We start from the raw sequence: 14122 nt of genomic DNA on the forward strand, positions 1-14122 counted from the left end.
CATGAGCATGGAACCCCCGCCCGCGCGGATCCTCGTCGTGGACGACGATCCGACCGTCGCCGAGGTCGTCAGCGGCTACCTGCACCGCGCCGGTTACGCCGTCGAGCAGGCCGCGGACGGCCCCGCCGCCCTGGCCCGCGCCGAACGCAACCGGCCCGACCTGGTCGTCCTGGACCTGATGCTGCCCGGGATCGACGGGCTGGAGGTGTGCCGCCGGCTGCGCGCCGCCGGCCCCGTCCCGGTGATCATGCTGACCGCGCGCGGCGACGAGGACGAACGGATCGCCGGGCTGGAGGTCGGCGCGGACGACTACGTGACCAAGCCCTTCAGCCCCCGCGAACTCGTCCTGCGGGTCACCTCGGTCCTGCGGCGCAGCCGCGCGGCCGAGCGGGAGGCGGCCCCGGCCGCCGCCCCGCCCGTGCTCGCCGGCGCCGGGCTCGCGCTCGATCCGGCGACCCACCGGGCCACGAAGCGCGGCGCCGAACTGGCGCTGACCCTGCGCGAGTTCGACCTGCTGGCGCACTTCCTGCGCCACCCCGGGCGGGCGATCGGCCGCGAGGACCTGATGCGGGAGGTGTGGGGCTGGGACTTCGGGGACCTGTCCACCGTCACCGTGCACGTGCGGCGGCTGCGCGCGAAGATCGAGGACGATCCGGGCAACCCCCGGCTCATCCAGACCGTCTGGGGCGTCGGGTACCGCTTCGACGCCGGACCGGAGGGCACGCTGTGAAGGACATCGCGCTGATCGCGCTCTTCGCCCTCGGCGGGGCGGCCTGCGCCGGGATCCTCGGCGCCGCCGTCCTGCGGCTGGTCCGCCACCGCTCGGTGACGGTGTCCCTGGCCGTGGTGGGCGCCGTCACCGTCACCGCGATGCTCGCCGGTACGCTCGCGGTCGCGCAGGCGATGTTCCTGTCCCGGCACGACCTGGGCGTGGTCACCCTGGTCGCCGCCATGGCCGCGGTGGTCTCGCTGGCCACGGCGCTCATACTGGGCCGCTGGGTGGTCGCCCGCAGTCGGGAACTCTCCCTCGCGGCGCGGGACTTCGGCGACGGGGGCAGCTTCGCGGCGCCGCCCGGCCAGGCGACCGCGGAGTTGGCCGCACTCTCGCGCGAGCTGGCGGCGACGAGCGCCAAACTGGCCGTCTCGCGGGAGCGGGAACGGGCGCTCGAGACCTCCCGGCGGGAGCTGGTCGCCTGGATCTCGCACGACCTGCGGACCCCGCTGGCCGGGCTGCGGGCCATGTCGGAGGCGCTGGAGGACGGCATGGCCGCCGACCCGGGGCGCTACCACCGGCAGATCCGGACCGAGGTGGAGCGGCTGAACTCCATGGTCGGCGACCTCTTCGAACTGTCCCGGATCCATGCCGGGGCGCTCAGCCTGACCCCCAGCCGGATGTCGGCCTACGACCTGGTGGGGGACGCGCTGTCGGGGGTGGACCCGCTGGCGCGGGAGCACGGGGTGCGGCTGGTGGGGGAGGCCGTGGAGCGCGTGCCGGTCGAGGTGGACGGCAAGGAGATGACCCGGGTGCTGGCGAACCTGCTGATCAACGCGATCCGGCACACGCCGGCCGACGGGACGGTCGCGGTGGCCGCGGAGCGGCGGGGCGACGGGGTGGTGTTGTCGGTCACCGACGGGTGCGGGGGGATTCCGGCGGACGACCTGTCGCGGGTCTTCGACACGGGGTGGCGGGGGACGGCGGCGCGGACGCCGCCTTCGGGGGCGGGGCCGGTGCCGCCGGCGGGGGCCGGGTTGGGGTTGGCGATCGTGCGGGGGATCGTGGAGGCGCATGCGGGGCGGACCGAGGTCCGCAATGTGCCGGGGGGGTGTCGGTTCGAGGTGACGTTGCCCGTGCGCTAGCGCTGGGCTGCGGTGGGGGAGGTGGGGGCGGCCCCCCTGGGCCATCGGGGGCTCCGCCCCCCGGCCCCCGCGCCTCAAACGCCGGCGGGGCTGGAATGGGGGCCTTCGCGGGGTCTGCCCCCTCGGGTCTCCTGCGCCTCAAACGCCGGCGGGGCTGATTGGGGGCTCCGCCCCCCGGCCCCCGCGCCTCAAACGCCGGCGGGGCTGGATTGGGGTCGGCTGGGCTGGGATGGGGGCTGTTGGGGTCGGCTGGGGCTGGGGTTAGGAAGGGTGGGGGGCTGTGGGGCGTTGGGGGGCTTGGGCGAATTCGGTCATGCCTGTGGTGAAGGGGATTTCGGGGTGCCAGGACAGGTCGTGGCGCAGGCGGGCGGAGTCCGCGGTGATGTGGCGGACGTCGCCGAGTCGGAATTCGCCCGTGACGACCGGGGCCGGGCCGCCGTGTGCGCGGGCGAGGGCCGTGGCCATCTCGCCCACCGTGTGCGGGTCCCCGCTGCCGGTGTTGTACGCGACCGCCGTGCCCGCGGGCCGGGAGCCCACCGCTTCCAGAGCCGCCACGTTCGCCTCCGCGACGTCCCGCACGTGGACGAAGTCCCGCCGCTGGGCCCCGTCCTCGTAGACCCGGGGCGCCTCGCCGCGGGCCAGCGACGAGCGGAAGAAGGAGGCCACCCCCGCGTACGGGGTGTCGCGGGGCATGCCCGGCCCGTACACGTTGTGGTAGCGCAGCGCCACCGAACGGCCGTCCGTGCAGCGGGCCCAGGACGCCGCCAGGTGCTCCTGGGCGAGCTTGGTCGTCGCGTACACGTTGCGCGGGTCCGCCGGGGCGTCCTCGTCGACCAGGCCCGGCGCCAACCGCGCACCACAGGCCGGGCAGTGCGGTTCGAAGCGGCCCGCCCGCAGGTCCACCGCCGTGCGCGGGGCGGGGCGGACCGTGCCGTGCGCGGGGCAGTCGTAGCGCCCCTCGCCGTAGACCACCATCGAACCGGCCAGCACCAGGGCGCCCACGCCCGCCGCGGCCATCTCCGCCAGCAGCACCGCGGTCCCCAGGTCGTTGCAGCCGACGTACGCGGGCGCGTCCGCGAAGTCCTTGCCGAGCCCCACCATCGCCGCCTGGTGACATACCGCGTCCACCCCGCGCAGTGCCTCCCGGACGGCCGGGGCGTCCCGTACGTCGGCCCGTAGGAACTCCGCGTCGGGCAGCTCCGGCGGACCGGGGTGCGCGGCGGGCAGGAGGGCGTCCAGCACCACCGGATCGTGTCCACGGCGCCGCAGCGCCCCGACGACGTGCGAGCCGATGAAACCGGCTCCGCCTGTGACGAGTACTCGCATGGCCCGGACGCTACGCAGTCCCGGGTGCGATCGGGGCCGCGCGCGCCCGACGTAAGACTTCCGTCACCCGCGAGCCGAGATGGCTTGAACGCGACATAAGGAGGGCATAAATTCCTTCCGGCCCGCTCCATCAGGGCGGTCCGCCGTGGTCCGTCCTCTGGGGGGATACATGCACTGGTACACGGATGTGCTCAAGCGGTACATCGACTTCGACGGCCGCTCGCGCCGTCAGGAGTACTGGATGTTCTTCCTGTGCAACCTCGCCGCGGTGCTCGTCGTGGCGATCGTCGACAACGTGATCGGTACCTTCCCGCTGCTCTACGTCCTGTACGCGCTGGCCGTCCTGCTCCCGGGCCTGGGCCTCGCCGTCCGCCGCCTGCACGACACCGGCAAGTCCGGCTGGTGGCTGCTCATCGGCCTGATCCCCTTCGTCGGCGGCATCTGGCTGATCGTGCTCATGGCCACCGAGGGCCATGCGCAGCCCAACCAGTACGGGCCGAACCCGAAGCTCGCGGGCTGAGGCCCGCCCCGACCCCACCCGTACCGCCCGCACACCGAGAGCGCCGCGTCCGACGTACCCGTCGGGCGCGGCGCTCTCGCCGTACCCGGCGGGCCGGCGGAGGCCGGGGTGACGCGCGTCTCGCGGACGCCGGGGCGGGGGGCTGTCGGAGCAGGGCCGATCACGAGATATCTTGATGTCGAGCAATGTTGCAGACGAGAGACGCAGACTGTGGAGCGGAGCATCCGGTGACTGACTCGACCATCATCTACACGCACACTGACGAGGCCCCGGCCCTGGCCACCCATTCGTTCCTGCCCGTGATCCAGGCGTACGCCTCGACCGCCGGCGTGCGCGTGGAGACGCGGGACATCTCGCTGGCCGGCCGGATCATCGCGAGCTTCCCCGAGCGTCTCGAAGCCGACCAGCGCATCGAGGACGCCCTCGCCGAGCTGGGCGAGCTGGCCAAGACGCCCGGCGCGAACATCATCAAGCTGCCCAACATCTCGGCTTCGATCCCGCAGCTCAAGGCCGCGATCGTCGAGCTGCAGGGCCAGGGCTACGCGCTGCCGGACTACCCGGACGACCCGAAGACCGACGAGGAGCGCGAGACCCGCGCCCGCTACGACAAGATCAAGGGCAGCGCCGTCAACCCGGTCCTGCGCGAGGGCAACTCCGACCGCCGCGCCCCCGCCTCGGTCAAGAAGTACGCCAAGGCCCACCCGCACCGCATGGGCGCCTGGACCCCCGAGTCCAAGACCAACGTCGCCACCATGGGCGCCGACGACTTCCGCTCCACCGAGAAGTCCGCCGTGATCGCCGAGCCCGGCACGCTGCGCATCGAGTTCGTCGCCCAGGACGGTGCGACCACCGTGCTGCGCGAGTCCGTACCGGTACTCGCCGGCGAGGTCGTCGACGCCTCCGTGCTGCACGTCGACGCGCTGCGCACCTTCCTCAACGACCAGATCGAGCGTGCCAAGGCCGAGGGCGTGCTGTTCTCCGTGCACCTCAAGGCCACGATGATGAAGGTCTCCGACCCGATCGTCTTCGGCCACGTGGTCCGCGCCTTCTTCCCGAAGACCTTCGCGCGCTACGGCGAGACCCTCGCCGCCGCCGGCCTGTCCCCGAACGACGGCCTCGGCACCATCCTGAACGGCCTGGGCGCGCTGCCCGACGGCGACGCGATCAAGGCCTCCTTCGATGCCGAGATCGCCGAGGGCCCGGCCCTCGCGATGGTCGACTCGGACAAGGGCATCACCAACCTGCACGTCCCGAGCGACGTCATCGTCGACGCCTCCATGCCGGCGATGATCCGCACCTCCGGCCACATGTGGGGCCCGGACGGCGCCGAGGCCGACACCCTCGCGGTCCTCCCGGACAGCAGCTACGCCGGTGTCTACCAGGTCGTCATCGACGACTGCCGCGCGCACGGCGCGTACGACCCGTCCACGATGGGCTCGGTGCCGAACGTCGGCCTCATGGCCCAGAAGGCCGAGGAGTACGGCAGCCACGACAAGACCTTCGAGATCGCCGCCGCGGGCACCGTCCGCCTCGTCGACGCCGCGGGCACCACGGTCCTGGAGCAGGAGGTCGCCGCCGGTGACATCTTCCGCGCCTGCCAGACCAAGGACCTGCCGATCCAGGACTGGGTCAAGCTCGCCGTCACCCGCGCCCGCGCCACCGGCTCCCCGGCCGTCTTCTGGCTGGACGAGACCCGCGCGCACGACGCCCAGCTGATCACGAAGGTGAAGACCTACCTCGCCGACCACGACACCGATGGCCTGACCATCGAGATCCTGTCGCCGGAGAAGGCCACCGCCTACTCGCTGGAGCGCATCCGCCGCGGCGAGGACACCATCTCGGTGACCGGCAACGTGCTGCGCGACTACCTGACGGACCTGTTCCCCATCCTGGAGCTGGGCACCAGCGCCAAGATGCTGTCGGTCGTCCCGCTGATGAACGGCGGCGGCCTCTTCGAGACCGGCGCCGGCGGTTCCGCCCCCAAGCACGTGCAGCAGCTCGTCAAGGAGAACTACCTCCGCTGGGACAGCCTCGGTGAGTTCCTCGCGCTGGCCGTCTCCTTCGAGCACCTCGCGCAGACCACCGGCAACGCCCGCGCCCAGGTGCTGGCCGACACCCTGGACCGCGCCACCGGCACGTTCCTGGACGAGGACAAGTCGCCGAGCCGTCGCCTCGGCGGCATCGACAACCGCGGCAGCCACTTCTACCTCGCCCTGTACTGGGCGCAGGAGCTGGCCCGCCAGACCGAGGACACCGAGCTGGCGGCCTCCTTCGAGGCCCTCGCGAAGACCCTCGGCGAGCAGGAGGCGACCATCGTCGCCGAGCTGATCGCGGTCCAGGGCTCCCCGGCCGACATCGGCGGCTACTTCCAGCCCGACGTCGCCAAGGCCGCGGCCGTCATGCGTCCGTCCGCGACGCTGAACCAGGCGCTCACGCTCCTGGGCTGATCCACCCCCGCGTGCCCGCGCACGCGGGCGCTCCGCCCCGGCCCGCGACCCCGCGGCCGGGGCGGTCGCGCGTGCGGACGTAATCCGGTTGTGGGCCGGGACCGGCGGCGGCTAGTAATATCGGGTGATCAATGGACACCTGGCCGGGCTGCGCGCCCGACACCCCGATGACGTTGCCGTCCTGCACGCCGAGCTGTACGACGACGTGCCCATGCACTCCCGGGCCGACACCCGGCCCTGGCGCCCCCTGCCCGTCGCGGGCGGGCACTCCCCGTACGAACCCACCGGGGCCTCGGAGGCGGCGGCCTGCTTCTCGGTGGTGGAGCTGGCCACCGGGGAGCTCGCGGGCGAGGCGGTGCTCTGGGGCATCGACACGCACAACCGCTTCGCGCACGTCGGGCTGTCGCTGCGGCCCGGCAGCCGCGGGCGAGGGTTGGGGCTGGAGACGGTCCTGCTCCTGTGCCACTACGGATTCACCGTGCGCGGCTTCAACCGCCTCCAGTTGGAGACCCTCGCCGACAACGCCGCGATGATCCGCGCCGCCGAGGCGGCCGGCTTCACCCTCGAAGGCACCCTGCGCAAGTCCGGTTGGGCGAACGGCGCCTTCATCGACGAGGTGGTCCTCGGACTGCTCGCCGAGGAATGGCCCGGGCTCCAGCTGCCGAGCGCTCCGTCCGCAAGCGCTGGATGAGTGCGTGCGGGACCGCCCGGTCCGGATCAGAGGCGGTGGACCCGCTCCTGTTCCAGTGCGAGCGGGTAGCGCCCGGCGGCCAGGATCCGCAGCCCCGGCGCGCGGGCGAGGAGGGCCCGGAGCCAGTTCAGGGCCTCGGGGGTGAGCCGGTCGGAGCCGTCCAGGACGAGCAGCATGTCCCGCTCCGCGAGCCACGAGGCGGCATTGGCCGACCCGCGCGGCAGGTAGGGGATCCCCGGTACGGTGCCCAGCGCACCCACCAACTCGCGGACCCCGGAGGCGTATTCGAGGGTGACGACGGCCACCCCGTCGCAGAAGTTGGAGGTCAGGCGCCGGGCCATCTCCCGCACCAGCAGGCTCCGCGGGGCGCCGAACCCTCCCGTCACCGTCAGCACCCGCCCCCGCCGGACGGCGGTGAGCAGCCGGGACAACTCGGCGGAGGTCGCCGGCAGCGTCCCCGTGCACCCCGGTGGCCGTTCCTGTCTCCCGTTCGGATCCCCCATCGGCACGATGCCCCCCATTGCATGCGTGGCCCAGCGCGGCGCCAGGGTTGATTCGAGCCGCGTGCGGTCGATTATGCGCCAGTTGTGCCGTGAGGCCAGGGGAATTTCGCATTCCGTACCGGGTGTTGACCGTCCCCCGGCCGTCGAGACGCTCTGCGTAGTCGGCGTGGTCCCCGTGACGTACGTGCCCGGCCCGACCGGAGGGGGAATGGTTGTCCGGATGTCGGGAATCGGCTCTACTGCTGTGCAGCCCCGGACACGGGCACGTTCCGGAAGGGGAGACGGATGAGTGCGCAGCGACAGGGACGGCCCTCATCGCACCGGCGCCGCCCGGGCTCGCGCGGCGGCCGGATGCTGCTGGCCGCGCTCGTCTCGGGCTTCCTCCTCGTCGGGGTGTTCGCCGCGACGGGCCTCGCCGGGGACCCCTTCTCCGCCGGCTCCCGCCGCGACCGCTCGGCGCCGGACATCGGAGCGCCCTGGTCCACCGGCCCCGGCGACCACGGCGGTTCCGCCGGCGCCCCCGACGCGAGCCCGGACCCCTCCGCGTCGGGGAGCGCGGACGCGGGCGACGCCGCCGGCGCGGCGGGCGGCGGCGGGCGGCCCGCCGGCGCCCTGCCCTTCGACCTGCCGGACGCCACCGCGCTGCGCGCCGGCAAGAAGCTGGTCTTCGCCCACTACTTCACCCCCTACCCGCTCTCCCTCGACAACGCGAGCGCGGACGGCGACTACTACACCCGCAACTACCTCGCCCCGGCGGGGGAGAACGGCAAGCACGAGCGCTACGGCGGGCTGCTGCGCGACCGACCGTCGCCCGTGCCGCCCCGACAGGGCAACTGGGAGCTGGCCAACCTCCGCCAGGAGGTGCGCACGGCCCGCGCCGCCGGGATCGACGGCTTCACCCTCGACCTGCTCTCCCTCTCCGGCCCCAACTGGGACCGCGCCAACCTCCTGATGGAGGCGGCCCGTTCGGTCGATCCCGACTTCAAGGTCATGCTGATGCCGGACATGACCTCCCTCAAGACCGACGACCCGGCTGTGCTCGCGACCGCGCTCGCCGCGCTCGCCGCGGCGCCCGCCGCGCACCGACTGGACGACGGACGGCTGGTCGTCTCCCCCTTCAAGGCGGAGGAGAAGGACGTCGGCTGGTGGACCCGGATGCTGGACCTGCTGAAGTCGAAGCACGGCATCCGCACCGCGTTCGTCCCGCTCTTCCTCGACTTCGGCGCGCACGGCGCGCGGTTCGCGCCCATCAGCTACGGCTTCTCCGAGTGGGGCAGCCGGAGTTACGTCGGCCAGGACGGCGCGGCCGGCGACGTGCGGCGCGCGCACGAGGCGGGCAAGATCTGGATGCAACCGGTCTCCGTCCAGGACGCCCGCCCCAATCAGGGGATCTACGACGAGGCGGGGAACACCGCCACCCTGCGCTCCACTTGGACGCACGCCATCGACGACGGCGCCGACTGGGTGCAGCTGACCACCTGGAACGACTACTCGGAGGGCAGCCAGTTCGCCCCCTCCCTGCACAACGGCCACACCTACCTGGACATCTCCTCCTACTACCTGACCCGGTTCAAGACGGGCGCCTGGCCGCGGATCGTCCGGGACACGCTCTACCTGACCTCGCGCACCCAGTTCGCCGCGGCCGACCCGACCGGGACCCAGTCCCTGGTGATGTCCCTGCGCAAGGGCAGCGCCGCGCCCCGGGACGCGGTGGAGGTGCTCAGCTTCCTGACCGCGCCGGCCACCGTCCGTACCGTGACCGGCAAGGACGCGGACGCCTACGAGGCCCCCGCCGGAGTCCGGTCGCACCTGCTGGAGCTGCGCTCCGGCACCAGCTCCGCCCGGGCGGTCCGCGACGGGGTCACCTCGACCGCGGTGGAGCTGTCGTACCCGGTGGACCGCGAGGTCGCGGTCCAGGACCTCCAGTACTACGGGGCCACCAGCGGTCGCGCGTCGTAGCGGCGCCGGCGCGGGAGGGACTTTGGGACCCTATCCCGGGACGAAGGTCACCCACTATCTAGTGGTCGCACTGGGCGGTCATATCCATATGTAGTGTTGGCCCTGCCGGTTCGGCGGGGTCACGCTCATGCTCGCTCATGTCCGCCCCGACCGAGGCAACAGGGAACCCGATGCGAATCCGGGACTGCCCCGCAACGGTGAGCGCACGCCCTTCCCCCCGACGGGACGGGGCGCCGCGCGAGTCCGACACCTGCCGGCGAACGCACCACACTTCCGTGCCGAGCCTCGTGGGAGGGCTGCCGTGACCGCTGCCGTAGACGCCGTGGAGACCGTGACCGAATATCTGGAACGCCGGGACTGGAGGGTCAACGCCAACGCCAACCAGGGCTACTCGCTCGGCGGCCTGATCCTGAACGCGGCGGGCAAGGTGACGGCGAACTACTGGCTGGAGCGCGTCTATCCGGCCGAGATCGCCGGCGCCCACCGCGAGGGCGACCTCCACATCCACGACCTGGACATGCTCTCCGGCTACTGCGCGGGCTGGTCCCTGCGCACCCTGCTGACCGAGGGGTTCAACGGGGTCCCCGGTCAGATCGACTCCGGCCCGCCCCGGCACCTGTCCTCGGCCGTCGGCCAGATCGTCAACTTCCTCGGCACCCTCCAGAACGAATGGGCGGGCGCCCAGGCCTTCTCCTCCTTCGACACCTGCCTCGCCCCCTACGTCCGCCTCGACGCGATGACGTACGCCCAGGTCAGGCAGTGCGTCCAGGAGCTGGTGCACAATCTGAACGTGCCCTCGCGCTGGGGCACCCAGACCCCCTTCACCAACCTCACCTTCGACTGGACCTGCCCCGAGGACCTGCGGGACCAGGTCCCCGTGATCGGTGGCGCCGAGGTGGACTTCACCTACGGCGAGCTCCAGAGCGAGATGGACCTGATCAACCGGGCCTACATCGAGGTCATGACCGAGGGCGACGCCACCGGCCGGGTCTTCACCTTCCCGATCCCGACCTACAACATCACCCGGGACTTCCCCTGGGAGAGCGAGAACGCCGAGCGGCTCTTCGCGATGACCGCGAAGTACGGGCTCCCGTACTTCCAGAACTTCATCAACTCCGAGCTGTCCCCGCACATGATCCGCTCCATGTGCTGCCGGCTCCAGCTCGACCTCACCGAACTGCTCCGGCGCGGCAACGGCCTCTTCGGCAGCGCCGAACAGACCGGCTCCCTCGGCGTGGTCACGCTCAACTGCGCCCGCCTCGGCCACCTCCACGCGGGCGACGAGGACGCCCTGATGGCCGCCGTGGACCGGCTGTGCGAGCTGGCCAAGGACAGCCTGGAGCTGAAGCGGATCACCGTCCAGGACCTGATCGACGGCGGGCTGTTCCCGTACACCAAGCGCTACTTGGGCACCCTGCGCAACCACTTCTCGACCATCGGGGTCAACGGCATCAACGAGATGATCCGCAACTTCTCCGGGGACGCGGACGACATCACCACCGGGGCCGGGCACGCGCTGGCCGTCCGCTTGTTGGACCGCGTCCGCGCCCGCATGGTGGAGTTCCAGGAGCGCACCGGGAACCTCTACAACCTGGAGGCCACCCCGGCCGAAGGGACGACGTACCGCTTCGCCAAGGAGGACCGGCTTCGCTACCCCGGCATCCTCCAGGCGGGCACCGACGCCCACCCCTACTACACCAACTCCTCACAACTGCCCGTCGGTTGGACCGACGACCCCTTCGAGGCGCTGGAGCGGCAGGACGAACTCCAGGCCAAGTACACCGGCGGCACGGTCCTGCACCTCTACCTGGCGGAGCGGATCCCCACCGCCGAGGCCTGTCGGTCCCTGGTGCGCCGCTCCCTGGAGCGGTTCCGGCTGCCCTACCTCACGGTCACCCCGACCTTCTCGATCTGCGCCGATCACGGCTACCTCACGGGCGAGCGGCCGAACTGCCCGCGGTGCGGGGCCGATTGCGAGGTGTGGACGCGGGTCATGGGCTACCACCGGCCGGTGTCCTCCTTCAACATCGGCAAGAAGGGCGAGCACGCCGAGCGCGTCCCCTTCCGGCACGTCGAGCAGGCGCCGGGAGCGGACGCGGATCCTGGCGAGGGTACGGGCGCGGGAGCCGGGGCGTGATCCGGATCGGCGGCTGGTCGCGACTCTCCACCTGCGACTGGCCGGGCCGGCTGACCAGCACCGTCTTCTGCCAGGGCTGCCCCTGGCGGTGCGGGTACTGCCACAACCCCGACCTGCTCCCTCCGCTCGCACCCGCCGCCGTGAGCTGGGACGAGGTGCTGCGCCACCTCGCGCGGCGCACCGGCCTGCTCGACGGCGTGGTCTTCTCCGGCGGCGAACCCCTGCTCCAGCGCGACCTGGCCGAGGCGATCCGCGAGGCCCGCGCGCTGGGCCACCAGGTGGGCCTGCACACCGGCGGGGCCTTCCCGCGCCGCTTCGCCCGGCTGCTCGACGAGGGTCTGCTGGACTGGGTCGGCTTCGACGTGAAGGCCCCGCCCGGCCGGTACGAGCGGGTGACCGGCATCGGCCACGCGGCGGCCTCGGCCGAGGCGAGCCTGCGCCTCCTGCTCGCCTCCGGCGTCCCGCACCAACTGCGCACCACCGTCGATCCGGCGCACCTGGACGCGCGGGCCCTGGCGGATCTCGACGGCTGGTTGGCGGGACTCGGCGCCGGGAGTCCGGTCCGCCAGGTGATGCGGCCGTCCGCCGTGGCGTAATTGGCCCTACCGGATCATGCGGTCGCCCCCGCATGATCCGTTGGGGCAGCACCACCGCTGCCGCCCGCCGCGCCGCACCTCCCGGAGGCACCCGTGACCGAGCCCCTCACCCCGTCGGCCTTCCCCGGTGGGGCCGGACTCTTCCGCCTGGACCCGGACATCGCCCACCTGAACCACGGTTCCTTCGGCGCCGTGCCGATACCCGTCCAGGAGGCCCAGCAGGCCCTGCGCGAGGAGATGCACGCCGACCCCGACACCTTCTTCGTCGGCGTGGGCGACCGGGTGGCCGCGGCCCGGGCCAGGATCGCCGCCCACCTCGACCCGGCCGCCGACCCGGAGGGCATGTCCTTCATCTCCAACGCCACCGAGGGCGCCAACCTGGCCCTGGACGCCCTGCGGCTCGCCGACGGCGAGGAGATCCTGGTCACCGACCACGGCTACGGCACCGTCGTCGAGGCCGCAGCCCGCCGCGCCCCGCTGAACCGCGTCGCCCTCGACCCGTACCTGCCCGACGAGGACGCCGTGCGCGAAGCCGTACTGGCCGGCCTCACGCCGCGCACCAAGGTCGCCGTCCTCGACCACATCAGCTCGCCCACCGCCCGGCTCATCGCCTCCCCGCAGCTGCTCGCCGACCTCGCCGAGCGCGGGATCACCACCGTCGTGGACGGCGCGCACGCCCTCGGCATGCTCGCCGAGCCGCTCGCCGGCCGGGCCGACTTCTGGTTCGGCAACCTGCACAAGTGGGGCTACGCGCCCTCGGGCAGCGCGATCCTCTCGATCGCGGACCCGGCGCACCGGGAGCGGATCCGGCCCCTGGTCCCGTCCTGGGAGGACCACCTGGGCTACCCGCGCGCCCTGGAGGGTCGGGCCACCGTCGACTACACCGGCTGGCTCGCCTCCCCGGACGGCCTGGACCTGCTGGCCGGGCTCGACGCCACCAAGGTACGGGCGCACAACAGCGCTCTGGTCGACTACGGGAGCGCCCTGCTCGCCCAGCTGCCCGGGGTGGTCCCGCTGCCGCACACCGAGGGGCTCGCCATCCGCGCGCTCCGGCTGCCGCCGGGCACCGCGCGGACCCCTGAGGAAGCCCGGGCCCTGCGCGAGGAGATCGCGGCGCGGCTGCGCATCCGGGTCCTGATCTGGCCCTGGCAGGGCGGGGGCGGCATCCGCCTCTCCGGCCAGATCTACAACCGGCCCGAGGAGTACGAGCGCCTCGCGGCCGAACTCCCCGCGCTCCTGGGCTGAGCCGGGCGCGGGCACGGGGCGGGCCCCCGCCCGCACCCGCGCCCGCGGCGGCACCCGGCGGTCAGTTCCGGCGGAGCAGGTACGTGTCCATGATCCAGCCCTTGCGGGCCCGGGCCTCGGTGCGCAGCTCCTCGATCCGCCCGGCCACCTCGGCCAGCTTCCCCGAGACCAGGATCTCGTCCTCGGTGCCGACGTAGGCGCCCCAGTAGATGAAGAGGTCCTGGTCGAGGTGGTGCGTGAAGGCGTGCCGGGCGTCCAGCATCACCACCACGTCGTCCACGTCCGCGGGCCAGCCCTCGGCCAGCCGACGCCCGGTGGTGATCTGGACGGGGCGGCCGACCCGGTTGAGGTTGGTGCGGTGGCGGGCCAGCAGCGCGGAGACGCTGCTGATGCCGGGGACCACCTCGTGCTCGAACTCCACCCGGCCCCGCTCCAGCACCTCGTCGAGGATCGCCAGCGTGGAGTCGTACAAGGAGGGGTCGCCCCACACCAGGAACGCGCCCGTCTCGCCCTCGGCGAGGTCCTGCGCGATGAACCGCTCGAACAACTCGGCCCGCGCACTGCGCCAGCCGTCCACCGTCGGGGCGTACTCCGCCGGAGTGCGGTCCCGGTCCGGGTCGCGGCCCTCCACGAGCCGGTGGTCCGGGCGGGCGTGGGCGTCGAGCATCGCGCGCCGCAGCCCGGTCAGGTCCGCCTTCTCCTCGCCCTTCTCCAGGATGAGGAACGCGTGCGCGGCGCCGATCGCCTTCACCGCCTGGAGGGTGAGGTGGTCCGGGTCGCCCGCGCCTATGCCGATCACTGAGAACTTCTTCACCGGGCCATTCTGCACCCCGCTATTGTG

General features: G+C 72.8%; 12 protein-coding genes and 1 riboswitch. Of the genes, 9 read left to right on the forward strand and 3 right to left on the reverse strand.

What is annotated here, in order from left to right; genetic code table 11:
• The first annotated feature begins 1 nt into the window (after position 1).
• Both ACZ4UB_RS10650 and ACZ4UB_RS10655 read left to right on the forward strand, forming a co-directional pair.
• On the forward strand, positions 2-730 hold the full coding sequence (locus ACZ4UB_RS10650; RefSeq protein WP_468069692.1) for a response regulator transcription factor: 729 nt from the start codon (positions 2-4) through the stop codon (positions 728-730).
• Positions 727-1857: a sensor histidine kinase gene (locus ACZ4UB_RS10655; protein ID WP_468069693.1), complete on the forward strand. Its 1131-nt coding sequence runs from the start codon at positions 727-729 to the stop codon at positions 1855-1857. The genes ACZ4UB_RS10650 and ACZ4UB_RS10655 overlap by 4 nt, the downstream gene beginning before the upstream one ends.
• 261 nt (positions 1858-2118) lie before the next feature.
• On the opposite strand, the gene ACZ4UB_RS10660 is transcribed toward ACZ4UB_RS10655, so the two are convergent.
• Positions 2119-3183: an NAD-dependent epimerase/dehydratase family protein gene (locus ACZ4UB_RS10660; protein ID WP_468069694.1), complete on the reverse strand. Its 1065-nt coding sequence runs from the start codon at positions 3181-3183 to the stop codon at positions 2119-2121.
• Positions 3184-3352: 169 nt separating this feature from the next.
• Between ACZ4UB_RS10660 and ACZ4UB_RS10665 the strand changes: the two genes are divergently transcribed.
• The 3 genes from ACZ4UB_RS10665 to ACZ4UB_RS10675 all read left to right on the forward strand — a co-directional run bounded on the left by ACZ4UB_RS10665 (position 3353) and on the right by ACZ4UB_RS10675 (position 6841).
• A complete protein-coding gene (locus ACZ4UB_RS10665; RefSeq protein ID WP_354380961.1) occupies positions 3353-3703 on the forward strand; it encodes a DUF805 domain-containing protein in 351 nt (116 codons plus the stop codon).
• A 227-nt stretch (positions 3704-3930) separates the two neighbouring features.
• On the forward strand, positions 3931-6150 hold the full coding sequence (locus ACZ4UB_RS10670; protein ID WP_468069695.1) for an NADP-dependent isocitrate dehydrogenase: 2220 nt from the start codon (positions 3931-3933) through the stop codon (positions 6148-6150).
• A gap of 124 nt (positions 6151-6274) precedes the next feature.
• A complete protein-coding gene (locus ACZ4UB_RS10675; protein ID WP_468069697.1) occupies positions 6275-6841 on the forward strand; it encodes a GNAT family N-acetyltransferase in 567 nt (188 codons plus the stop codon).
• Positions 6842-6867: 26 nt separating this feature from the next.
• On the opposite strand, the gene ACZ4UB_RS10680 is transcribed toward ACZ4UB_RS10675, so the two are convergent.
• The gene (locus ACZ4UB_RS10680) at positions 6868-7344 is read right to left on the reverse strand and encodes a hypothetical protein (protein ID WP_468069698.1); all 477 of its coding nucleotides are present in this window, start codon (positions 7342-7344) and stop codon (positions 6868-6870) included.
• 285 nt (positions 7345-7629) lie between these two features.
• Between ACZ4UB_RS10680 and ACZ4UB_RS10685 the strand changes: the two genes are divergently transcribed.
• The 4 genes from ACZ4UB_RS10685 (at position 7630) to ACZ4UB_RS10700 (ending at position 13281) form a co-directional block, all read left to right on the forward strand.
• The gene (locus ACZ4UB_RS10685) at positions 7630-9303 is read left to right on the forward strand and encodes a glycoside hydrolase family 71 protein (protein WP_468069700.1); all 1674 of its coding nucleotides are present in this window, start codon (positions 7630-7632) and stop codon (positions 9301-9303) included.
• Between the two features lie 89 nt (positions 9304-9392).
• A riboswitch (cobalamin riboswitch) is annotated at positions 9393-9575 on the forward strand.
• Between the two features lie 29 nt (positions 9576-9604).
• Positions 9605-11440, forward strand: a complete 1836-nt coding sequence (locus ACZ4UB_RS10690; RefSeq protein WP_468069701.1) for a ribonucleoside triphosphate reductase — start codon at positions 9605-9607, stop codon at positions 11438-11440.
• On the forward strand, positions 11437-12036 hold the full coding sequence (locus ACZ4UB_RS10695; protein WP_468069702.1) for an anaerobic ribonucleoside-triphosphate reductase activating protein: 600 nt from the start codon (positions 11437-11439) through the stop codon (positions 12034-12036). The genes ACZ4UB_RS10690 and ACZ4UB_RS10695 overlap by 4 nt, the downstream gene beginning before the upstream one ends.
• 93 nt (positions 12037-12129) lie before the next feature.
• Positions 12130-13281: an aminotransferase class V-fold PLP-dependent enzyme gene (locus ACZ4UB_RS10700; protein ID WP_468069703.1), complete on the forward strand. Its 1152-nt coding sequence runs from the start codon at positions 12130-12132 to the stop codon at positions 13279-13281.
• Positions 13282-13342: 61 nt separating this feature from the next.
• On the opposite strand, the gene cobF is transcribed toward ACZ4UB_RS10700, so the two are convergent.
• Complete coding sequence (gene cobF, locus ACZ4UB_RS10705) at positions 13343-14095, reverse strand: precorrin-6A synthase (deacetylating) (protein WP_385784913.1); 753 nt, start codon at positions 14093-14095, stop codon at positions 13343-13345.
• Positions 14096-14122: the final 27 nt, after the last annotated feature.

Source organism: Streptomyces sp. NPDC028419 (assembly GCF_055565515.1).